15 protein-coding genes are annotated in these 21921 nt (G+C 67.7%); 9 read left to right on the plus strand and 6 right to left on the minus strand.

Annotated features, from left to right (window positions below; translation table 11 throughout):
* Positions 1–3: 3 nt before the first annotated feature.
* A complete protein-coding gene (locus ACFXP9_RS07720) occupies positions 4–1224 on the minus strand; it encodes an AI-2E family transporter (protein ID WP_397206854.1) in 1221 nt (406 codons plus the stop codon).
* Between the two features lie 154 nt (positions 1225–1378).
* Here ACFXP9_RS07720 and proS point away from each other — a divergent pair, with 154 nt between their 5' ends.
* On the plus strand, positions 1379–2734 hold the full coding sequence (proS, locus tag ACFXP9_RS07725; RefSeq protein ID WP_397206852.1) for a proline--tRNA ligase: 1356 nt from the start codon (positions 1379–1381) through the stop codon (positions 2732–2734).
* Between the two features lie 190 nt (positions 2735–2924).
* Here proS and aroB read toward each other — a convergent pair whose 3' ends face one another.
* On the minus strand, positions 2925–4034 hold the full coding sequence (aroB, locus tag ACFXP9_RS07730; protein WP_397206850.1) for a 3-dehydroquinate synthase: 1110 nt from the start codon (positions 4032–4034) through the stop codon (positions 2925–2927).
* Positions 4021–4587: a shikimate kinase gene (locus ACFXP9_RS07735; protein ID WP_397206848.1), complete on the minus strand. Its 567-nt coding sequence runs from the start codon at positions 4585–4587 to the stop codon at positions 4021–4023. The genes aroB and ACFXP9_RS07735 overlap by 14 nt, the downstream gene beginning before the upstream one ends.
* 158 nt (positions 4588–4745) lie before the next feature.
* On the opposite strand from ACFXP9_RS07735, the gene ACFXP9_RS07740 reads away from it, so the two are divergent.
* The 4 genes from ACFXP9_RS07740 to ACFXP9_RS07755 all read left to right on the plus strand — a co-directional run bounded on the left by ACFXP9_RS07740 (position 4746) and on the right by ACFXP9_RS07755 (position 8966).
* A complete protein-coding gene (locus ACFXP9_RS07740; RefSeq protein ID WP_397206846.1) occupies positions 4746–4967 on the plus strand; it encodes a hypothetical protein in 222 nt (73 codons plus the stop codon).
* The gene (locus ACFXP9_RS07745; protein WP_397206844.1) at positions 4948–6579 is read left to right on the plus strand and encodes a hypothetical protein; all 1632 of its coding nucleotides are present in this window, start codon (positions 4948–4950) and stop codon (positions 6577–6579) included. The genes ACFXP9_RS07740 and ACFXP9_RS07745 overlap by 20 nt, the downstream gene beginning before the upstream one ends.
* Positions 6579–7586 (plus strand): tyrosine recombinase, encoded by a 1008-nt coding sequence (locus ACFXP9_RS07750; protein ID WP_397206842.1) that lies wholly within the window; start codon positions 6579–6581, stop codon positions 7584–7586. The genes ACFXP9_RS07745 and ACFXP9_RS07750 overlap by 1 nt, the downstream gene beginning before the upstream one ends.
* Before the next feature lie 75 nt (positions 7587–7661).
* Positions 7662–8966, plus strand: coding sequence for an HlyC/CorC family transporter (locus ACFXP9_RS07755; protein ID WP_397207427.1), 1305 nt, complete (start codon positions 7662–7664; stop codon positions 8964–8966).
* 406 nt (positions 8967–9372) lie between these two features.
* On the opposite strand, the gene ACFXP9_RS07760 is transcribed toward ACFXP9_RS07755, so the two are convergent.
* Positions 9373–11511 (minus strand): hypothetical protein, encoded by a 2139-nt coding sequence (locus ACFXP9_RS07760; RefSeq protein WP_397206840.1) that lies wholly within the window; start codon positions 11509–11511, stop codon positions 9373–9375.
* 131 nt (positions 11512–11642) lie between these two features.
* On the opposite strand from ACFXP9_RS07760, the gene tkt reads away from it, so the two are divergent.
* The 3 genes from tkt (at position 11643) to ACFXP9_RS07775 (ending at position 15635) form a co-directional block, all read left to right on the plus strand.
* Positions 11643–13667 (plus strand): transketolase, encoded by a 2025-nt coding sequence (tkt, locus tag ACFXP9_RS07765; RefSeq protein WP_397206838.1) that lies wholly within the window; start codon positions 11643–11645, stop codon positions 13665–13667.
* Positions 13668–13791: 124 nt separating this feature from the next.
* A complete protein-coding gene (locus tag ACFXP9_RS07770; protein ID WP_397206837.1) occupies positions 13792–14748 on the plus strand; it encodes a DMT family transporter in 957 nt (318 codons plus the stop codon).
* Positions 14748–15635 carry a lysophospholipid acyltransferase family protein gene (locus ACFXP9_RS07775; RefSeq protein WP_397206835.1) on the plus strand — a complete coding sequence of 296 codons (888 nt, stop codon included), beginning with the start codon at positions 14748–14750 and terminating at the stop codon, positions 15633–15635. The genes ACFXP9_RS07770 and ACFXP9_RS07775 overlap by 1 nt, the downstream gene beginning before the upstream one ends.
* A 132-nt stretch (positions 15636–15767) precedes the next feature.
* Here ACFXP9_RS07775 and rnd read toward each other — a convergent pair whose 3' ends face one another.
* Entirely contained in the window at positions 15768–16949 is a 1182-nt protein-coding gene (gene rnd / locus ACFXP9_RS07780) for a ribonuclease D (protein ID WP_397206833.1), read from the minus strand.
* Between the two features lie 195 nt (positions 16950–17144).
* On the minus strand, positions 17145–19532 hold the full coding sequence (locus ACFXP9_RS07785; protein ID WP_397206831.1) for a TonB-dependent receptor domain-containing protein: 2388 nt from the start codon (positions 19530–19532) through the stop codon (positions 17145–17147).
* A gap of 298 nt (positions 19533–19830) precedes the next feature.
* On the opposite strand from ACFXP9_RS07785, the gene ACFXP9_RS07790 reads away from it, so the two are divergent.
* Complete coding sequence (locus tag ACFXP9_RS07790) at positions 19831–21915, plus strand: OmpA family protein (RefSeq protein ID WP_397206829.1); 2085 nt, start codon at positions 19831–19833, stop codon at positions 21913–21915.
* Positions 21916–21921 lie beyond the last annotated feature (6 nt).

Here is a 21921-nt window from a genome sequence, read left to right on the forward strand (position 1 = left end):
GCATCACCCGCCGGTCGTTTGCGGCCCGCCATCACCGGCATCCGGCCCGTCCTGCGCGCTGTGCATCTGCGCAACCACGCGGTTATGCACCTGCTGCGCCTGCGCGCGCTCGGCCTGAAGGGTGCCGCGCGGGACCAGTTCCACCAGCGTCGGCTGGGGCGGTGGCGGCGGCACCGCGCGCCCGGTATACAGCGGGCTTTCCTTGTATTGGGCGATGAAAAAGCGCACCAGCACCCCCAGCGCCGCCGAAACCGGCACTGCGACCAGCATACCGACAAAGCCGAACAGCGTGCCAAAAACCGACAGCGCCAGAATCAGCCAGACCGGGTGCAGATTGACCGAACCGCCGACAAGGTTGGGGGTCAGGATATTCCCCTCCATCGCTTGTCCCAGCAAAAAGATCGCGGCCACGGCGCCGATCCAGACCGGGTCGTCCCAGAAGGTAAAGGCCGCAATCCCGATCGAGGACACCCCCCCGATCAGCGCCCCGACATAGGGAATGAAGCTGAGCGTCGCCGCCAGACAGCCGATCAGCACCGCGTAAGGCAGCCCCACCGCCAGCAGCCCCCCGGAATAAAACACCGCCAGAATCAGAATCACCGTGCCCTGCCCGCGCACAAATCCCGACAGCGCCTTGTCGATATCGCGCGCCACCCGGCGGATGGTCGGGGCATGTTCGCGCGGCAGCAATTCGTCAACATGCGCCACCATCCGGTCCCAGTCCAGCAACAGGTAAAAGGCAATCACCGGGATCAGCACCAGATTGACCATGACGCCGACGAAACTGCCAAGCGATCCGGCGACGGTCGACATGATCTGGCCGCCGCTTTCGCTGATTTTTGTGCCCAGACTGGACAGCGCGGTGCGGATGGTGCCGCCCTCGGGCATCAGGCCGGGGAACTGGCGTTGCGCGAAACCCTGCAACTGGTCGATCATGCCGGGGGCGTTTTCGATCAGCTGGCTGCCCTGCCGGATCACCGTTGGCACCAGCCACAGCATCGCCAGCACGAACAGCACCACCACCACCAGCGTGATCACCGCCACCGCCAGTATCCGGCTGAGGCCCAGACGTTCCAGCCGGTCGGCCACCGGGTCCAGAAAATAGGCAATCGCGGCGCCCATGATGAAGGGCATCAGCACCGCGCCAAGCCCCCACAGCGCCACCAGCAGCACGATTCCCGCGCCGCCCCACCACCATGCCTGTTTCGCCGGGCTGATCCTCATGCGCTGTCCTTTCGCCTGACCGCATCCACGGTCGCCTTGAGGGGTGTTTTGCGCATGAAACGGGGGCTGGTGCAACCATCAGCCGCGCGCGGCGCTTGCGCGGAGGCGGGCGATCCTCTAGGCGACAAGGCAGAAACTGCCAAAGGTTCCGCCCATGCGCCTGTCCCGCTATTTCCTGCCCGTCCTGAAGGAAACCCCCGCCGATGCCCAGATCGCCAGCCACCGGCTGATGCTGCGTGCCGGCATGATCAAGCAAGCCAGCGCCGGGATCTATTCCTGGCTGCCGCTGGGGTATAAGGTGCTGCGGCGCATCGAAACCATCGTGCATCAGGAACAGGCCCGCGCCGGTCACATTCCGCTGTTGATGCCGACGCTGCAATCGGCCGATCTGTGGCGCGAATCCGGTCGCTATGACGATTATGGCGAGGAAATGCTGCGCGTCACCGACCGCCACAAGCGCGACATGCTGTATGGTCCCACGAACGAGGAACAGATCACCGACATCTTCCGCGCCCATGTCAACAGCTATAAGGATCTGCCGCTGACGCTGTATCAGATCCAGTGGAAATTCCGCGACGAGATCCGCCCCCGTTTCGGGGTCATGCGGGGCCGGGAATTCCTGATGAAGGACGGCTATAATTTCGACCTGACCCGCGAGGACGCGCTGCACGCCTATAACCGGCATCTGGTCAGCTATCTGCGCACCTATGAACGCATGGGCCTGCAAGCGATCCCGATGCGCGCCGACAGCGGCCCCATCGGCGGCGAGGACACGCATGAATTTCTGGTGCTGGCCGAAACCGGCGAATCCGAGGTGTTTTACGACAGCGAAATCACTGATCTGAAATTCGGTGACCGTCAGATCGACTATGACGACCGCGACCAATGTCAGGCGGTGCTGGCCGAGTTCACCTCGCGCTATGCCCGCACCGACGAAACCCATGACGCCGCGCTGTTCGACGCCATCCCCGAGGACCGCCGCCGCGTCGCCCGTGGCATTGAGGTCGGCCAGATCTTCTATTTCGGCACCAAATATTCCGAACCGATGGGCGCCACCGTGGTCACCGCCGATGGCAGCCGCGTGCCGGTTCACATGGGCAGCCACGGCATCGGCGTCTCGCGCCTGCTGGGGGCCATCATCGAGGCCAATCACGACGACAAGGGCATTATCTGGCCCGAAGGCGTGACCCCGTTCCATGTCGGTATCGTGAACCTGAAACAGGGCGATGCCGGCACTGACAGCGCCTGCGAGGCCCTGTATGCCGAACTGAAGGCCAAGGGGCTGGATGCGCTTTATGACGACCGCAACGACCGCGCGGGCGCGAAATTCGCCACCATGGACCTGATCGGCCTGCCCTGGCGCATCACCGTCGGCCCGCGCGGGCTGGCCAATAATCTGGTTGAACTGACCGACCGGCGCAGCGGTGTTGCAACCGAAATGTCCCCCGCTGATGCCATCGCGCGTCTGGCCGAAATCTATGCCCCGGTCTTTGCGGCGGAATATCGCTGACCCCGGCCTGCCCGCCCCGCGCCACCGTCAGACCGGCGCGGGCGGCCCCCATGGCGCCTGGGTATTTGGACAACGAAGAAACCAGCGGCTCGCGAAAGCCTGCTACCTCGCTTCTGTCTGAAATACCTTCCGGGGGTGAATGGCCGCAGGCCAGAGGGGGCGCGAGCGCCCCCTTTCGCCACCCGCAGCCTCAGCCGCGGCTGTCCTGCAAGACCGCGCGCAACAGATCCGGCGGCACCGCGTCGGTGACAAAAGCCGCGCCGATGCCGCGTGCCAGCACAAAGCGCAACTTGCCATCCTTGACCTTCTTGTCCTGCGCCATCATCGCGACCAGCGTTTCGGTATCGGGCAAATCGCCCGGCACATCGGCCAGCCGCGCCGGCAGCGCCATGTCGCGCAGATGCGCCACCACGCGCGAGGGCGCCTCCTGGCTGCACAGCCCCATCCGCGCCGACAGATCGAAGGCCAGCGCACAGCCAATGGCCACGCCCTCGCCATGCAGCAGGCGGTCGCCATAGCCGGTGGCCGATTCCAGCACATGGCCGAATGTGTGGCCCAGATTCAGCAGCGCCCGGTCGCCCTGTTCGGTTTCGTCGCGTTCCACGATGCGGGCTTTCATGGTTACGGCATGGGTAACGGCGTGGCGGCGCAGCGTCTCGTTTGCGGCCAGCGCGGGGGCGTTGATTTCCAGCCAGTCGAAAAACCCCGCATCCCCCAGCAGGCCGTATTTCACCACCTCGCCATATCCGGCGCGGAAATCGCGCGGGGCAAGGGTGGTCAGCACATCGGTATCGGCCAGCACCAACGTCGGCTGATGAAACGCGCCGATCAGGTTCTTGCCGGCGGGGCTGTTGATGCCGGTCTTGCCGCCGACGCTGCTGTCGACCTGCGCCAGCAGGCTGGTGGGGATCTGCACGAACCGCACCCCGCGGCGCAGGATGGCGCTGGCGAAACCGACCAGATCCCCGATCACCCCGCCGCCGAAAGCGACCACCAGATCGCCGCGTTCGACCTTTTGATCCAGCAGCCATTCGACAGTGCGGGTCAGGTGCGGCCAGCTTTTGGTGGCCTCGCCTGCGGGCAGGGTCAGCGAGACGGAATCGACCCCGTCAGCGGCCAGCCCCGCGCGCAGCGTGTCCAGATGCAGCGCCGCCACGGTTTCGTCGCTGATAATCGCCACCCGCTTGCGCCCGGTCAGCGGCGCGATGTGACGCCCGGCGCTGGCGACCAGCCCCGGCCCGATGCGCACGTCATAGGCGCGCGCCCCCAGATCGACATGGACGGTTTCAAATGCGGTCATCGGAAAAACCTCTTTCAGGGGTGCCGGAAAAATAGCCGGGGCGGGACTGGCTGACGATGCGGATAACACGCTGTGCGGTGCCCTCGACCGTGTCGCCCGCCATGCCCGGCACGACCAGATCGGCACGGGCATAGACCGGGCGGCGCTGTGCCAGCAGCCGGTCCAGCGTGCCGCGCGGATCTTCGGTCAGCAACAGCGGCCGCGTCGGCCTGGCCCGCACCCGTTCCCACAGCGTATCGGCATCGACATCCAGCCATACCGCCAGACCGTGTTCGCGGATCATCGCGCGGTTGCGCGGCTGCAACCACGCCCCGCCCCCGGTCGAGATGACCTGCGGGCCGGTGCTCAGCAGCCGCGCCAGCACCTGCGATTCGCGGTCGCGAAAGAACGCCTCGCCATCGCGGGCGAAAATTTCGGAAATGGTCATGGCGGCGGCGCGCTCGATCTCGGTATCGGCATCGGTATGGGGCAGGCCAAGCTGGCGCGCGATCTCGTGGCCGACGGCGGATTTGCCCGCCCCCATCATTCCGATCAGCACCAGGTTTCCCTGCATTTCCTGCCCTCCGCGCATCTGTCGTGGCGTGACCGGCCGATCCGGGGCGGACCGGCGCGGGGATTTGCCAGCGGGTGACTTGATGGCGTGATCTTTCCGAAAATGCCATATATATTCCGCATGACCCGGCAACAGACCGGACAGAAAGGGCAGACTCGATGCGGTTGATCAAGATTTTGGTGGGGTTGCTGGTGCTGGCTTTCGCCGGGCTGGCGGGATACGCCTATTTCGGGGACATGGCGCCCCGGACCCGCGAAATGCGCCAGCCCGTGGCGCTGGACCTTGACGCGCCCGCCGCGGCTGCGGCCCGCGACGAACACACCACCCCCGCCCCCCAGACCGAACCGGAAGCGCCCGCGGATGCCGCCACGCTGGACTGATCCCCTGCCCCGGATCGCCGGGCTGGCCCTGACCGTGGGGCTGCTGGCCGCGCCGGTGCGGGCTGAACCGCCGCTGGTGGCCTCGGACTGGCTATCGGGCAGTCTGGCCGTGCCGCGCGAAAGCTCGGCCTGGCGGCCCGGTGACGGGGTGCCAGCCGATGCGCGCCCGCCCGGCCCGCGCCCTCAGGCCGTGGCCCGCAGCGGCGCGGCGGGTGATGTGCTGGTCACGCGGCTGGGGGCGGGCGATCCCGATGCCACCGGCACGGTACCGCCGCGCAAGCTGGGGCTGCCGGCCGATCTGTGGGGGCGGACCCCGGCGCCCGATCTGGCCCGCGCCATCGCCGCCACCGACCCGCGCCTGCCGGTGCTGCGCGGCCTGTTGCGACAGCTGCTGCTGACCCAGTTCCGCGCCGCGCCGGTCAGCGACCTTGCCGATCAGGGCAAGCTGCATCTGGCCCGCGTCGACGGGCTGCTGGACATGGCCGCGCTGGCACAGGCCCGCGCCCTGATCGAGGTCGCAGGCACCCCCGATGCTGACCGTTTCCGCCGCCTGTTCGACATCGCCCTGATCGAGGGGCGCGAACAGCAGGCCTGCAAGATGATGGACGCCACCCCCGGCATTGCCCCCAGCTTTCAGGCGCGGGTCTATTGTCTGGCGATGGGGGGCGATTGGGCGGCGGCGTCGACGGTGTTTTATGCCGCCGATGCGCTGGGGCTGATTGACCGCCAGATGGCACCGCTGCTGGCGCATTTTCTGGATGACAGCCTTGTCGACCAACCCGGCAGCCTGACGGCACCGCGACCGGTGACGCCGCTGGCCTTTCGCATCCTCGAGGCTATCGGCCAGCCGCTGCCAACCACCGGCCTGCCGCTGGCCATGGCCCATGCCGACCTGCGCGCGAATGGCGGCTGGAAGGCCCGGCTTGAGGCCGCCGAGCGTCTGGCCCGCGTCGGCGCACTGGAGGCCGCGACCCTGCGCGCGATCTATACCGAGCAAAAGCCCGCCGCGTCGGGCGGGGTCTGGGACCGGGCGGCGGCCTTGCAGGCGCTGGATCTGGCCCTGACCGGGGGCGATCCCGACCGCATCGCCACCGCATTGGCCGAGGCCAGCGCACATTTTGCCAGCGCCGGGCTGGCCGACGCTTTGGCCGCGATGATCGCACCCGACCTGCCCCCGGCGCTGACCGGCACCGGGACCGCAACGGGCACCGGCGGTGACAGCGGTGCCCCCGATGACGCGGCGATGCTGCGGCTGTGGGCCGGGCTGCCCGTCACCCCGACGGATGCAGCGCTGGCCGAACTGGCCGTGATGGCGGCCCATCGCCGCCTGCCCCCGCGCGCAGATCCCCCGCCCACCCCGTCCCTGCTGCCCGAGGCCCTGGCCGAGGGGCTGACCGACGCCGCCCGCGATGCCGCCCAACCCGACCCCGACCAGCGCGGCGCCGCCCTGCTGGCCGCGATCAGCGACACCGACGCGGCGCTGGCGGGCGATCTGACCCGTGGCGCGCGCGGGCTGGCGGTGCTGCGGGCGCTGGGGCTTGAGGAACAGGCATGGCTGGCGGCGGTGCAGATCGCGCTGTGGCCGCGCCTGTCCCCGGACGGGCGGCCCTGATGCCGGAAGGGGGCGACAGAACCGGCAGGGCCGATGGCCCCGGCGCGGGCGACGGGCGACGGATTTCGGCCTTTCTGGACGCGCAGGCGGCCGAGGCCGGGGCGGCGCGCAACACCCTGCTGGCCTATGGCCGCGACCTGCGCGATCTGCGCGACTGGCTGGCCGGGCGCGGCGCGGGGTTGTTGTCGATGGATCGCGACCTGATCGAGGATTACCTGAGCGATTGCGACGCGCAGGGCCTGTCGCGGGCAACGCGGGCGCGGCGGCTGTCGGCCATTCGCCAGTTCACCCGCTTTGCGCTGGACGAAAACTGGCGCACCGATGACCCTGCCGGGCGCATTACCGGGCCGGGGCGCGCGCGGCGCCTGCCCGGCACGCTGGATCACGACCAGATCGGTGCGCTGATCGACGCGCTGCCCCGCACCGGGCGCGACACCACCGACCGCTTGCGCAACCGCGCCCTGTTCGAGCTGCTTTACGCCACCGGCCTGCGGGTCAGCGAACTGGTGACGCTGCCGGTCGCGGCCTGCCGGGGCGATCCGCAGCTTTTGCTGGTGCGGGGCAAGGGCGGCAAGGAACGCATGGTGCCGCTGTCCGGCCCCGCCCGCAGCGCGCTGGCCGACTGGCTGGACCACCGCGACAGTGCCGCCGCCGACAGCCGTCTGGGGCGGCTGCTGGCGGGCAAGGCGGGGCGGTTCCTGTTCCCCTCGGCGGCGCGGGACGGACACCTGACGCGGCAGGGATATGCGCTGATCCTGAAGGATCTGGCGCTGGCGGCGGGGATCGACCCGGCGCGGGTGACGCCGCATGTTATCCGCCACGCCTTTGCCACCCATCTGCTGGAAGGCGGTGCCGATCTGCGCGCCATCCAAAGCCTGCTGGGACATGCCGACCTTGGCACGACCGAGATTTATACCCATGTGCTGGATGCGCGGATGCGCGATCTGGTGCTGACCCATCACCCGCTGGCGCAGCCCGCGCCCCCACCCCTGAAACAAGACGACTGACCGATGCTGGCCTTTCTGACCTCTGCCCTTGCCCAAACCGCCGATGCCACCGCGCCTGTCCCCGCCACCGGGGGGATGGATACCGGCTTCTGGATCACCGCCGCCGCGATTGCGGGGTTGCTGGGGCTGTCGGCCTTCTTTTCCGGGTCAGAGACCGCGCTGACAGCGGCCAGCCGGTCCAAGCTGCGCGCCCGCGCCGACAAGGGCGACCGCACCGCGCAGGCGGCGCTGGATGTGACCACGGACGGCGAACGGCTGATCGGGGCGATCCTGCTTGGCAATAACGTCGCCAATATCCTGTCGGCCAGTCTGGCCACGGCGCTGTTCACCCGCGCCTTCGGGTCGGGCGGGGTGGCGCTGGCGACGCTGGTGATGACCGTGCTGGTGCTGATCTTTGCCGAGGTGCTGCCCAAGACCTATGCCATTATCTCGCCCGAGAATGTCAGCCGTCTGGTTGCCCGCCCGATCCGGGTGCTGATCCGGCTGTTATCGCCGGTGGTGGTGGTCGTTCAGACCATCGTGCGCAGCATTCTGGCGCTGTTCGGCCTGCGCACCGATGCCGATCACAGCCTGTTTTCCGTGCAAGAGGAAATCGCCGGCGCGCTGGCCATCGGTCACAGTGCCGGGGCCGTCCACAAAGAGGACCGCGACCGCCTGCTGGGGGCGCTGGATCTGGGCAACCGCACGGTCGAGGAGATCATGCTGCACCGCTCTCAGATCCAGATGATCGACGCCGAACTGCCGCCGCAACAGATCCTGGACGCGGTGCTGTCCAGCCCGCATACCCGGCTGCCCGTCTATCGCGGCGAGCGTGAAAACGTCATCGGGGTCATCCACGCCAAGGACCTGTTGCGCGGCGTCAACCGCGCCCTGCGCGATGGCGGCGGGGTCGGGGCGCTGCGCCATTTCGATGTCCTCAGCATCGCGATGCCGCCCTATTTCGTGCCCGACACCACCGCGCTGGACGAACAGATGCGCGAATTCCTGAAACGCCGCAGCCATTTCGCGCTGGTCATCGACGAATATGGCGCGCTGCGCGGGCTGATCACGCTTGAGGATATTCTTGAGGAAATCGTCGGTGAAATCGCGGATGAACATGACACCGGCGACGAACCCGGCCTGACGCCTTCGGCCAATGGCGATTACATCGTGGACGGGGCAATGACCATCCGCGACCTGAACCGGGCGATGGATTGGGCGCTGCCGGATGAAGAGGCAAATACCGTGGCCGGTCTGGTCATTCACATGGCCCAGTCGATCCCGACACAGGGTCAGGTGTTCAGCTTTCACGGCTATCGGTTCGAGGTCGTCACCCGGCGCGAAAACCGCATCACCCGGCTGCGAATCCGCCCGCTGGCCAGCCCCGCCCCCGAGGATTAAGCCGCAACGCCGCCCCAGCCCCGGCGCCCCGTTACCCAGTTGCGAATGGTGCTGAAATATCCAATGCCATCCGGCCCGGCATCCCGATCGCGGCTTGCGCGGCCCCGAACGTCAGGCGATGGCCTGCTGCCCACCATCCACCGTGGTTGTGGTGCGCCGCCCACCGGGGCCTGTGATATTCCCCACCGACCGGAACCGGGCGATCAGAACCGCGCCGGATGGCAAAGTATCCGGCACAGCCCGGATCGCGCCGCCTGCGCACAGCCAGCCCGCGCATCCGCCGCCTGCTGCCGCCGCAACAACGACCTGCACCGCCCGTCGCCTACACCCCGCCAGCCCGCGCCGCAGCCGCCCCGGCGCCACGACCCGAACCCACCGTCCCCGCTGCGCTGTGCCGGGCGGCGTGTCAGGCCGGCGGCAGCAGGCGGCGGATGCGGCGCGATTTGCGGGTCACAAGGGCGCTGTCGGGCAGGATGGTCTGCGCCTCGGCCAGATGGCGGCGCATCCGCACCACCTGTCCGGCCTGCGCGGCGCGGGTGGCGGCGGACAGATGCAACAGCACATTATCGGGCGCCGCGGCCAGCGCGCGGTCCATGAAGCCCTTGCCAAGCGCGTCATTGCCCGACCGGAACGCGCAATCGGCCAGCCGCTTGGCGGTCAGCGCGACTTCATGCGCGGGGGCTGTATCCTCCAGCCAGTGCAGCACGGCATAGGCCCGCCGGAAACGCCCGTTCAGCCGCAGCACCGCCGCCAGAAACCCCATGCGGCGCAGCATATCCGCACCATTCCCGTCAGGGCCGGGCCAGTCAGAAGGCGGCCAGTCAGGGGGCGGCCAGTCGGGGGGCGGATCACCCGCGACAATGGCCTGTTCCAGCGCCGCCGCCTGCGGCCCCAGCGGGCGGATCTTGCCCCACAGGTCGGGGCTGCCGCGCAGGGCGTTGCGATGGGCGTCATTGTCCAGCAATTCCTCCCAATCGGTCAGCAGCACCCAGACCGGCAGCGATGGCGGAGGGTCGGCGCCCGGCGTGCCAGCGGCCGGCATGTCGGGGGGGGATGCGTCGGGTTCGTGGGTATCGGGTTTTGGCGTATCGGATTTTGGCGTATCTGGGGATGCGCCATGCGTGGCCGGGGCAGCGGCCATCAGCGCCGCCAGTTCCGGCGCCAGCATCAGCGCCCGTGCCGCCATGCCCCCCGCCATCACCACCTGCCAGCCCAGATGCGGCATCACCGCGCTGTCCTGCGCCCGGCCCCGGAACAGCTGGTTCAGAAAATCGGCCTCGGGGCTGTCAGCCGCAGTGGGGCGGGCGGGCGCAGCGGCGGGGTCTGGACCGCCAGCCAGTGCCGCCGCCCCCGGCAGGGCCAGCGCGCGGGTCAGGGTCAGCACCTGTTCGCATTCCGACCGGTCGCGCCGCCGCATCTGCGGATGCGCCAGCCCCTGCGCCGCCAGTTCCGCCGCCCGCCCGGCCATCCCCGCGCCCTGCGCCGCCACCGCCAGCGCACGGTAAAGAAAGGGGAAGCGGTCGGGCATTTCGGGGCGCTGCGCAAACAGGTCCAGCAGCGCTGGCACCCGCCCGGCGCTGACCGCATGGCTGGCCGCATATTGCACCGATTGCGCCAGATCGCCGGGCGCGAAAAAGCTGTCGGGGCGGTCGATCACCCGTGTCAGCAGCGCGTCGAACGCCGCGTGCCGCGCCGGTTCGGGCAAGGCTGCGGGCAGCGGCGCGACCTCGGCCGCGCCCATGACCTCGGCGGCGCGGGAAAAGGCGCTTTGGGCCGGGGCGCCGATCAGCCGGCACCCCGCCATCAGCAGCATTTCCGCCAGATCCACCTCGGCCCGGTCCAGCGTGCCAAGGTCGACCAGATCACCCACCGGCACGATGCGCGCATCGCCCTGCGCCAGATGCCGCACCGCGTCGGGCGTGTCGGAAAAGGCAATCACCGGGCCATCGACCTGGGCCACGAAGGCGCGGAAAAATTCATCGGGCAGGTATTTGGTGGGCCAGCTGCTCAGCGACCATGGCAGGGCGTCCAGAATATCGCCGCGCCGGACATGGATGGCAAAGGGCCGCCCCGGCCCCCAGCGCCGCGCCAGCGCCGCGCGCGCCCCCCCGAGCGCGCTGCGCAATGCCGGCGCCAGATCAATCGCGGCGGACAGATCGGCCATCTGGCGGGCGACGCTGGCGGTGTCCTCGTCCATCACGCGGTCGACCGACAGGTTGGAATCGGTCCAGAAGCCCTGCCCGTCGCGCAGCGCCGCGCGCAGCCCGCCAAGGTTCAGCCCCTTGGACAGCGCCGGGTAAAACCCCCGCCCGGTCAGGTCCGGGGCGGCACTGACGATGCGCAGGTGGCGGGCAACGTAACCGGCGCTGAAAAACCGCGTCGGATCGGCCAGTTCGGGATAGGGACCATCCGGCTGGGACAGCCAGCAAAACCGCCCCTCGGTGCCGGTCAGCGCGGCAAAACGCTGCACATTCAGCATCGCGATCAGCCGCGCCCCGATCCGGTCCTGACGGTATCCGATGATGGCGGGGGCGATCTGCGGCACGCGGCGGCATCCCTTTGGCTGACGGCCCGCCGACCCTAGCCGCGCCCGCTGCGGCTTGCAACCACGGCCCGCGCCACCTATCAGACGGTCAAAGCCTAATGATCCCTTTGCTACGAATCCCCGAGGACCAGATGGATATCCAAGCCCTGCGCCACGCGCATCCCGACCACTGGAACCTTGCCAGCGCCATTCGCGTGCTGGCCATGGACGCCGTTCAGGCCGCCAACAGCGGCCACCCCGGTATGCCGATGGGCATGGCCGATGTGGCCACGGTGCTGTTCCGCAACCACCTGAAATTCGACGCATCCGCCCCGGACTGGTTCGACCGCGACCGTTTCGTGCTGTCGGCGGGGCATGGCTCTATGCTGATCTATGCGCTGCTGCATCTGACCGGCTATCAGGACATGACGCTGGACCAGATCCGTAATTTCCGCCAATGGGGCGCGATCACTGCGGGCCACCCCGAATACGGCCATGTCAAAGGGGTCGAGACCACCACCGGCCCGCTGGGTCAGGGCATTGCCACCGCGGTCGGCATGGCCATCGCGGAAGAGGCCATGCGCGCCCAACACGGTGCCGAACTGTGCGACCACCGCACCTGGGTCATCGCCGGTGACGGCTGCCTGATGGAGGGGATCAGCCAGGAGGCCATCGCTTTGGCCGGGCACCTGAAGCTGAAAAACCTGATCGTGCTGTGGGATGATAACGACATCACCATCGACGGGCGCGTGTCGCTGTCTGACAGCACCGACCAGACCGCCCGGTTCGAGGCCTCGGGCTGGCGGGTGCTGGCCTGTGACGGCCACGACCCCGCCGATATCGACCGCGCGCTGACGGCGGCGAAATCGGGTCAGGACGACAAGCCGGTTCTGGTCGCCTGCAAAACCATCATCGGCTTTGGCGCACCCAACAAGGCCGACAGCTCGGGCGCACATGGCTCGCCGCTGGGGGATGCCGAGATCGAGGCCACCCGCGCCGTCTATGGCTGGACCCACCCGGCCTTTGTCATCCCGTCCCAGATCAAGTCCGAATGGGAAGAAATCGGCGCACGCGGCGCGCAGGACCGCAGCGCATGGGAAGGCCGCCTGAACGCGCTGGACGATGCCGCCCGTGACGCCTTCCGCCAGCGCATCGGCACCGCCGCCAACCCGCATCTGGCCCCCACCATCGCCGCGTTCAAGGAACAGGCCGTCGCGGCCAAGCACAAGGTCGCCACCCGCAAGGCCAGCGAAATGGTGCTTGAGGTGCTGAACCCGGTGATGCCCGAAACCTTCGGCGGCTCGGCCGACCTGACCGGGTCGAACAACACCAAGACCGGCGATCTGGGGATCTTTTCGGCGGAAAACCGCACGGGCCGTTACCTGCATTACGGCATCCGCGAACATGGCATGGCGGCGGCGATGAACGGGATCTGGCTGCATGGCGGCTTCCGCCCCTATGGCGGCACCTTCATGGCCTTTACCGATTACGCCCGCGGCGCAATGCGCCTGTCGGCGCTGATGGGGCTGCCGGTGGTCTATGTCATGACCCATGACAGCATCGGTCTGGGCGAGGACGGCCCCACCCACCAGCCGGTCGAACACCTGACCATCTCGCGCGCGACGCCCAACACGCTGGTGCTGCGCCCCGCCGATGTGGTCGAAACCGCCGAAGCATGGGAAATCGCGCTGTCGCAGACCGGCACGCCCTCGGTCATGGCGCTGTCGCGCCAGAACCTGCCGGCGCTGCGGGTCAAGGACAGCACGGAAAACCTGTCGGCCAGGGGCGCTTATATTCTGCGCGAAGCCAGCGCCACGCCCAAGGCCATCCTGATGGCCACCGGGTCCGAGGTCGAGATCGCCGTCACCGCCCGCGAGGCGCTGGAAGCGGCGGGCATTCCGACCCGCGTCGTCTCGGTCCCCTCGATGGAACTGTTCCGCGCCCAGATCCCGGCCTATCGCGAACAGGTGCTGCCCGCCGGCCCGGTCCGCGTCGCGGTCGAGGCCGCCGTGCGGATGCCGTGGGACTGGCTGCTGATGGGCGAGCGCGGCAGCGCCGAAACCTCGGCTTTCGTCGGCATGGACAGCTTTGGCGCCTCGGCCCCGGCGCCGGAACTTTATCGCCAGTTCGGCATCACTGCCGAGGCCGTGACCGACAAGGTCAAGGCGCTGATCTGATGCTGCGGGATGCCTCCGGCCGGGGTATTGCCGCAACGAAGAAACCCGGTGCGCTGGCGCTTCTTCGTTGCCCAAATACCCTGTCACTGGCATCCCGGCCCATAACCTGCGGCGGGGCGGCGTGATGCGCGCCCTGCCACGCGCCTTCGCGCTGATGAAACAGCGCATATCCGGCGGCCAGGACCAGCAAGGGCTGGGAATTCTGATGCTGCTGGCGGCGGTGTTCGCCTTTACCCTGATGGACGCGACCGGCAAATACCTGACGCAAAACTATGCCCCGCTTCAGGTGGTCTGGGCGCGTTATGCGGGCAATTTCGTCATTGTGCTGGTGCTGCTGGCGCCACGCCTGCCGCGGGTGGCGCGCAGCCGGCATCCGGGGCTGCAACTGGGGCGGGGGCTGACCCAGATCGCCTCGATCGGGCTGTTCTTTACCGCGCTGCAATTCATCGGCTTGGCCGAAGCCACGGCGATCATGGATATCAACCCGGTGCTGATCACCCTTGGCGCGGCGCTGTTTCTGGGTGAACGCATCGGCATCCGCCGCATCTTGGGGATCGCTGCGGCGATGGCGGGGGCGATGATCATCATCCGTCCCGGCGCCGGGGTGTTTCAGCCCGCGGCTTTGTTGCCGCTGATGGCGGCCTGCACCTATGCCGCCGGGGCGGTAATGACCCGGATGGTGCGCGGCGATTCTACCGCGACCTCGGTGCTGTGGTCGGTCAGTTTCGGCACACTGGCGACATCTGTCGTCGTGCCTTTCGTCTGGCAGCCCATTGCCGCGCATGACCTTTGGGCCTTTGTGCTGATCGGCGCTTTGGGCACCATTGCGCAGGCGCTGCTGATCAAGGCATTCAGCATGGCCGAGGCCGCCGCCGTCGCGCCCTTTGGCTATACCGGACTGTTATGGGCGGGGCTGTGGGGGTGGCTGTTCTGGGGCACAGTGCCAGATCTGTGGACGATTATCGGCGCGGTGATTATCGTGATCGCGGGGCTGTATGTCTGGTCGCGCGAGGCGGCCGCGATGCGCGCGGCGCGGCGCACGGAACAGGCCCGCAGGACTGACACCAGAACCGGATCATAATGCGCGAACAGGACGATACCGAAACCCCGCCGCTTGGCGACCGCATTGCCAATATCGGCTTTCTGGCGGTGATGGGCGTGGCGCGGTTGCTGCCCTATCCCCGGCGCGTGGCCTCGGTCGGGTGGTTCTTTGCCCATGTTCTGGCCCCTCTGGCCGGCTGGCGACGGCGCATTCGCGACAATCTGGCGCTGGCCCGGCCCGACCTGACCGCGCCAGAGATCCACGCCCTGACCCGCGCAGTGCCTGACAATGCCGGGCGGTCGCTGGCCGAGATCTATTCCGCCGCCGAATTTACCCGCCGCATCCACGACGCCGACCCGCTGGAGGGGCCGGGGCTGGCGCTGCTGGGGGATGCTGCCGAACAGGGGCGTCCGGTCATTCTGGCCTGCGCGCATTTCGGCAATTACGACGCCATGCGCGCGGCGCTGTCGGGGCGCGGCTGGCCGGTCGGGGCGCTGTATCGGCCCATGAATAACGAAGCCTTCAACCGCCATTACATCCCCGCGATCAGCGCCATTGCCGAGCCGCTGTTTCCGCGCGGGCGGGCCGGGTTCGCGGCGATGATCCGGTTCCTGCGCGGCGGCGGCTTTCTGGCGCTTGGCTTTGACCAGTATGACAAGCACGGGGCCGAATTGCGGTTTTTCGACCTGCCCAGCAAGACGGTGCTGACGCCTGCGGAACTGGCGCTGCGTTATGACGCGCTGCTGGTGCCGATTGCGGGCATCCGCCAGCCTGACGGTCTGGGGTTTCGCGTCCATGTCGGGATGCCGGTCCCCCATGACAAGCCCGAGGCGATGATGCAGGCGCTGAATGACGATCTGGAGGCCCTGATACGGCGCCATATGGACCAGTGGTTCTGGGTCCACCGGCGCTGGAAAAACCTGTAAACGCATCAGGATTGGCGCCGCTGCCCTGACACTGTATGCAGCGCAGACCGGTGCGGGCAGCAACGGCAGGACCGGTCGCCCTGCCTGTGTCGCGCCCCAGGGGATCAGGCGGTCGGTGCCGGGGGCCGGGTCTCAGCCGGTTTCGACCACCTGCACCGCGCCATTGCGCGCCGATAATGCGATTTCGCCCTGTGCCAGCCGCAGCGCGTCACGACCGAAAACCTCGGCCCGCCAGCCTGCCAGCATCGGCAGGTCGCGCTGCCCCGCCGCCAGCGCATCCAGATCCGAGGCCGAGGCGATCAGCTTGGGCGCCACGCCCGCGGCATCGGCCTTGGCCTTCAGCAGCACGCGCAACAGATCGGCAAGCGCGCCGTCCTTGGGGGCGCCGGGTGCCTCGGGCTGGGTCTTGGGCAGGTCGGTGCTGTCCTGACCGGCCTTGACGGCGGCCAGAATACCGGCGGCGATATCGCCCTTGCGGGCCTCGCGCAGCAGCAGGCGCGAGCGGCCCAGATCGGCCTCGGACGCGGGTTTGGTCGAGGCCAGTTCGATCAGCGCGTCATCCTTGAACACACGCGAACGGGGGATGTCGCGGCGTTGGGCGTAATCTTCGCGAAACCGCGCCAGTTCGCGCACAATCGCCAGAAAGCGCGGCGCGGTCGACCGGGTGCGCACCCGCAGCCATGCCTCGTCGGGGCGGGTGACATAGGTGTCGGGGCTTTCCAGCACGCCGATTTCCTCGGCCAGCCATGCGGCGCGTCCGGTCTGGTTCAGCTGATCGCGCAGAAATTCATAGATCGCCCGCAAATGCGTGACATCGGCCAGCGCATATTCCAGCTGTGCCGCCGACAGCGGCCGCCGCGACCAGTCGGTAAAGCGCGAGGATTTGTCCAGCGACTGGCGCACGATCTTGCGCACCAGCGTTTCATAGCCGACCTGTTCGCCAAAGCCGCAGACCATCGCCGCAACCTGGGTGTCAAACAGCGGCTTGGGGAAGATCCCGGCATCATGGAAAAAGATCTCAAGATCCTGACGCGCGGCGTGGAACACCTTGACCGTGCCTTCATGGGCGAACAGGTCGTAAAGCGGCGCCAGCGACAGCCCATCGGCCAGCGGATCGACCAGCACCGCCGGTCCCCCCTCGGCCTTGCCCCCCGAGGCCGGGGGCAGCGCCATCTGGATCAGGCACAGCTTGGAATAATAGCTGCGTTCGCGCAGAAATTCGGTGTCGACGGTGACATAGGGGGCGGTCTTGGCCTGCGCGCAAAAGGCGGCAAGATCTTCGGTGCGGGTCAGAAGGGTCGGACTGGCGGACATAAGCGGGCTTTCCTGAAAACCATGGGCGGGGCATCCGCCAACCCCCATGGCTTACGCTCTGTCCGGCGAAATGACCACTGCACCGGCCCCTTCGCGCCCCGCAACAGCGCGAATCTGTGTCGCAAAAGCGTCGCCTGCGCCGGCCGCAAGCCCCGCCCCCGCGCAAATGCGGGGGGCGGGACCGGTCTTTCGCTGTCAGAACGTATAGCTGACCGAGGCATTTACCGTCCGCCCCGGTGCCGGCTGGTTCACCAGCGACAGCGGGTCGGTATAGAACCGGTCAAACAGGTTCTGGACCCCGATTTCGGCCTGAAGCCCATCGCTGACCTTATATTCGGCAAAGGCGTCGACGATGGTATGCGGCTTCCAGTCGATCTTGGTGATATAGTCGGACATGCCGCTGCCGGTGGAATCGCCGTGGCCGATGGCCCGGCGCGAGACATGGCTGATACGCCCGCCCACCGTCAGCCGGTCATCCATCAGCTTTTGCGTCAGCGTCAGGTCGACCGAATATTCGGGCGGGATCTGGTTGGTGGCATAATCGGCGTAAAGCGATTTTTCCTCGCAGGTGTCGGCGGTGCGGCAGAACTGGACCTTGGTATAGTAATTGGCCGCCAGTTCAGCGGTAAAGCCGCCGCGGCTGTAGCTGCCGTTCAGTTCGACCCCCTGGAACGTGGCCTTGTGCTGGTTGAACAGCCGCATCTGGTAATCCTTCTGGACCCATTCGCGGGTGATAAAGCCGTCGATTTCGGTATGGAAAGCCCCCAGCTTCAGCAACGCCTGATCGTCCTGCGACAACAGCCCGGCCCGGCGCAGATTGGCGCCGATCTCGACACTGCGGGACCGTTCGTGATGCAGGTCGGCATCGCTTTTTACAAAACCCGCATCAATCGACAGCAGGCCCGGCGCCCGCGCGCGGCTGGTGACATTGGCATACAGATCGGCATCCGGCGTCAGCGCATAGGTCGCGCCGATGCTGCCCGACCACATATCGCCGCTGCGGGTGCGCCCGTAATAGGGCCGCGAGAAGGAACTGACCCGCGAGGTGTCAGACCGGTCATGGGTGTGGTAATGTTCAAACCGCAGCCCGCCGCGCAGGGTCAGCCGGTCGCTGGCCGTCCAGTCGGCATCGACATACAGCCCGGCGGTTTCGCTGACCGCGTCAGGCAGGTTGGTCGGCATCCAATAGCCTTTGGGGTCGCGGCGTGGTTCCTGGTCCTCGTGGTGCCAGAACAGCCCGGATTTCACCGTCAGCGCCCGGTCGGCCAGCGTCATCCGCGCGGTATTGGTGACATCCAGCCCAAAGCGCTTGTTGATCTGACGATAGCGGTAATCCGGCGGCGTGTTCGGGTCGCGGTTCCAGCCATAGCGGTCGGGCGTGCGCAGGTCCAGCCGGGTGCCCCACAGCCGGGCCTGAAGGTCGAACAGGCCAGTGTCGGCGGGCCGCCAGCCATAGGTCAGCGAGGCGCTGTCCAGCCCCATGCCAAAGCGATAGGGCTGCTGGACCGATCGCACCCCGTCATGGACCAGCAACGAGGCCAGCCGGTCGCCCGCTTCGCTGCGCATCCCGTTATAAGTCAGCAGCAGGGAATGACCGGCGCCGAAATCATAGCCCAGTTTCATCAGCGCCGAGGACACGCGGGACGAGGTATTGGGCACCACCTCGCCGGCGCGGAAGGTGCTGTCGCCGCGATTGGTGGCATAGCCAAAGGGGTATTCGGTGCAACTGCCCCAGGACGTGCACAGCTTCGTCGGCCCGTCCGATTCGAACCGCGCCGCCGGGCCGTTTGTGCCGGCATGGTAATTGCCCTGATCGCGATGGCTGAACCCCAGCAGCGCGTTGAACCCGCCCTGCCGCCACGCGCCGATAATGCTGCCGTAACCGCTGCTGGGTTGAAACAGCGCCGGGCGGTCCAGACCGCGCGGATCGCCGCTGATCTGGGGCGCGGCATTTGGCGAATTTCTCACCTCATAGCCCGCCTTATAGCCGGTGATCGGGGTAGAGGTATTATTGGTGAACCCGCCCTTGACGCGCAGGCCCCAGTTGCGGCCTTCGGGGATGATGTCATCGGCGGACAGGGTGCGCATGGCGACACTGCCGCCGATGCCGGCACTGGAAATATCGGCGCCTTTGCTGATCTCGACCCCGGCCAGAAAATCAGGGTCGACATAGCTGCGGTTCGACAGCCCCTGATAGCCCTGATAGATGGTCATATTGTTGGACATGCCATCCACGGTGGTCTCGATCCGGCCCATGCCCTGAAGGCCGCGGATATTGACGTCGATGGCGCCCCCGGCATTGCGCGCCTCGCCCGAGCGCACGCCCGGCACGCCGCGAAAGATGTCGGCGGGGCTTTGGCCGCGGAAATGGCTGATGGTTTCGGCGTCGATCCGGTCGCTGGCGCGTGACTGATCGTAAATCCCGGCCTTGCCCGACCGGTGCCTGAGGGTGATTTCATCCAGAACCAGATCGCCGGTCGCGGAAAACCCGGCCGGTTCGGCGGTGGCTGTCTGGGTCAGACACAGCACCAGCCCCATCGTGGTGGTGATCCGCAATGCCGACAAAAGCGCCTGAGAACGCATTGATACCTCGTGTTGTAAGGGAAAGCGACAGAACACATCTGGATCGCGCCAGGGGCGCTGTCTGAACGGCCTGCGTCTTTGCAAGAGGCGCCTTCTTAGCCCCCGGATCGCGAACGTCAATGTTAAAATCCGATTATTATTGTCGAAAATAGCGGATGTTGCAGGCAGGTGCCCCCCCGCCCCGACCGGCAACCACGCCGCACCCGCGCCTCACGCAACTGTCAGGAACGGGGCGGGCGCGGCGCGCGTTGGGGCGGCAACACCGTTCTGTCTGTTTGTAAAAGGTGAAAGCCCTGCCATGACCACTGTTTTCCGCTCGACCACCGCGCTTGCCGTGATCCTGTCCCTTGGCCTGCCAACACTGGCGCAGGCGCAACAGCCGCTGATCATCGACGGCAAACCCGTCACCGCACCCCCCGAAGACGCCGCCCCCGAAGCGGCCGCCACCAGCCCCGAGGCGCTGGCCGCGAAGCTGGCCAAGAAAGCCGGGGGCGAGGCCGAAAAGGCCGAACAGCAGGCTGAAAAAGCCGCAGAAAAAGCCCAGAAGGCGCTGGAGGCAAAACCCGAAGCCCCAACTGAGCCTGCCCCCGCCGCTGACAAGGGCGCCGCCAAGACCGCCCCGGACGCTGCGCAGGACCAGTCGTCCCCCCGCCAGCCCGCTGATCAGCAGCCGGCTGAGAAAACCGCCCCGGACCAAGCCGGCGCTGACACAGCCCCGGCTGATCAGCCCGCCGATGACCCCGCCACCGACAGCGCTTCGGCCCCCGCCCAACAGCCGCCTGCGCCAGAAAAGACGGCTGACCCGGCCCCCCAACCCAAGGCCCCCAAGGCCGATGCTGGCAAGGACAGCCCGCAGCCGAAAGCAGAAAAGCCAGCCCCGACCGCCGATGCGCAGGGCGCGGGCAATGCGGACCAGCCCGCAGCGCAAGGAACGCCCACACCGGACGCTGCCCCGGCTGCGGCACCCGATGACAGCGCCGATCGCGCCGGTCAGGAAACAGCAACACCTGCCGCCTCCGCGCCCGACAGCGCCGCGCCCGACATCCCCACGCCTGACAGTGCGGCCAAAGACGTTCCGGCCAAAGACGTTCCGGCCAAAGACAGCGCCGCCAAAGACAGCGCCACGAAACAGGATACCGCCCCGACCGAGGCCGAATTGCGTGACGCGCTGAAAAAGGCGGTGACGGGTCAGGATGTCACCCCGCAACCGGCCCCCGCCAATGATGGCAGCGTGACCGACACGCCCGAGGCCAGCGCCGCCCCCACCGCCGCCGCCGAAGAAGCCGCCAAGGGCGCCGACCCCGCCGCCGCTGCCGCGCTGGCCGCGGTGACCGCTGCGCAAGACGGCACTTCCGCGCAAACCGGCACCGACCCCAAAGTCACCACCGAAACCGTGACCAAGGACAGCGCCCGGTCCTCGTCCGAGGAATTTGACACCAGCCTGAGGGATGCGCTGGCCAAGGCCACAACCGGCGCCGTGGCCCCGGCCGCCGACAAGAAGGATGACAAAAAGGACGATCTGGCCAAGGCGGCGCTGATCGGGCTGGGGGCGCTGGCCGTGGGGCACATGATGTCGAACCAGCGTCAGGTCACCATGAACACCGGCGACCGGGTGATCGTCACCCGCCCCGATGGCAGCCAGGAGGTGATCAAGGATGACATGGCCCTGCTGCGCCAGCCCGGTGCCAGCGTCACGACCGAGACCTTCGATGACGGCTCGACCCGGACCATTGTCCAGCGCGAGGATGGCTCGCAGGTGGTGACCATCCGCGATGCCGATCTGCGGGTGCTGCGGCGCACGCTGGTGGCGGCGGATGGCACCAGCACGCAGCTGATCGACGACACCGCCAGGGTTGCCCCGGTTACGGTCGGCGACCTGCCCCCGGCGGCGCGTCCGCAACCGGTCTCGATCTCGGACGAGGCTGCCCTGCGCGAGGCCCTGCGCCGCGAGGCCGCCATTGACCGCCGCTTCAGCCTTGGGCAGATCCGCAATATCGCGCAGGTGCGCGCGCTGGTGGCCCCGGTCGATATCGACGCGATCACCTTTGACACCGCCTCGGCGGCGATCAGCCCCGATCAGGCCCGGCAATTGTCGACGCTTGGCAAGGTGATCAGCGACGCCATCCGCGAAAACCCGCAGGAATTGTTCCTGATCGAGGGCTATACCGACGCCGTGGGCGATGCGGGTTATAACCTTGCGCTGTCGGACCGGCGGGCGGAAACCGTGGCGCTGGCGCTGTCGGAATATTTCGCCGTGCCGCCGGAAAACATGGTCGTGCAGGGCTATGGCGAACAGTTCCTGAAGGTGCGCACCGATGCCGATGAACGCCGCAACCGCCGCGTCGCCGTGCGCCGCATCACCGATCTGGTGGCGCGCGACTGAGCTGAC

Source organism: Paracoccus jiaweipingae (genome assembly GCF_044335505.1).
Classification (GTDB): domain Bacteria; phylum Pseudomonadota; class Alphaproteobacteria; order Rhodobacterales; family Rhodobacteraceae; genus Paracoccus.

Bases quoted from the DNA above. Each gene is read 5' to 3' on its own strand.
- ACFXP9_RS07745 (WP_397206844.1), top strand. From the start codon at position 4,948: ATGCCGCCACGCTGGACTGATCCCCTGCCCCGGATCGCCGGGCTGGCC.
- ACFXP9_RS07775 (WP_397206835.1), top strand. From the start codon at position 14,748: ATGCGCGAACAGGACGATACCGAAACCCCGCCGCTTGGCGACCGCATT.
- ACFXP9_RS07785 (WP_397206831.1), bottom strand. From the start codon at position 19,532: ATGCGTTCTCAGGCGCTTTTGTCGGCATTGCGGATCACCACCACGATG.
- ACFXP9_RS07740 (WP_397206846.1), top strand. From the start codon at position 4,746: ATGCGGTTGATCAAGATTTTGGTGGGGTTGCTGGTGCTGGCTTTCGCC.
- ACFXP9_RS07720 (WP_397206854.1), bottom strand. From the start codon at position 1,224: ATGAGGATCAGCCCGGCGAAACAGGCATGGTGGTGGGGCGGCGCGGGA.
- ACFXP9_RS07755 (WP_397207427.1), top strand. From the start codon at position 7,662: ATGGATACCGGCTTCTGGATCACCGCCGCCGCGATTGCGGGGTTGCTG.
- ACFXP9_RS07750 (WP_397206842.1), top strand. From the start codon at position 6,579: ATGCCGGAAGGGGGCGACAGAACCGGCAGGGCCGATGGCCCCGGCGCG.
- rnd (WP_397206833.1), bottom strand. From the start codon at position 16,949: ATGTCCGCCAGTCCGACCCTTCTGACCCGCACCGAAGATCTTGCCGCC.
- ACFXP9_RS07770 (WP_397206837.1), top strand. From the start codon at position 13,792: ATGCGCGCCCTGCCACGCGCCTTCGCGCTGATGAAACAGCGCATATCC.
- aroB (WP_397206850.1), bottom strand. From the start codon at position 4,034: ATGACCGCATTTGAAACCGTCCATGTCGATCTGGGGGCGCGCGCCTAT.
- ACFXP9_RS07735 (WP_397206848.1), bottom strand. From the start codon at position 4,587: ATGCAGGGAAACCTGGTGCTGATCGGAATGATGGGGGCGGGCAAATCC.
- proS (WP_397206852.1), top strand. From the start codon at position 1,379: ATGCGCCTGTCCCGCTATTTCCTGCCCGTCCTGAAGGAAACCCCCGCC.
- ACFXP9_RS07790 (WP_397206829.1), top strand. From the start codon at position 19,831: ATGACCACTGTTTTCCGCTCGACCACCGCGCTTGCCGTGATCCTGTCC.
- tkt (WP_397206838.1), top strand. From the start codon at position 11,643: ATGGATATCCAAGCCCTGCGCCACGCGCATCCCGACCACTGGAACCTT.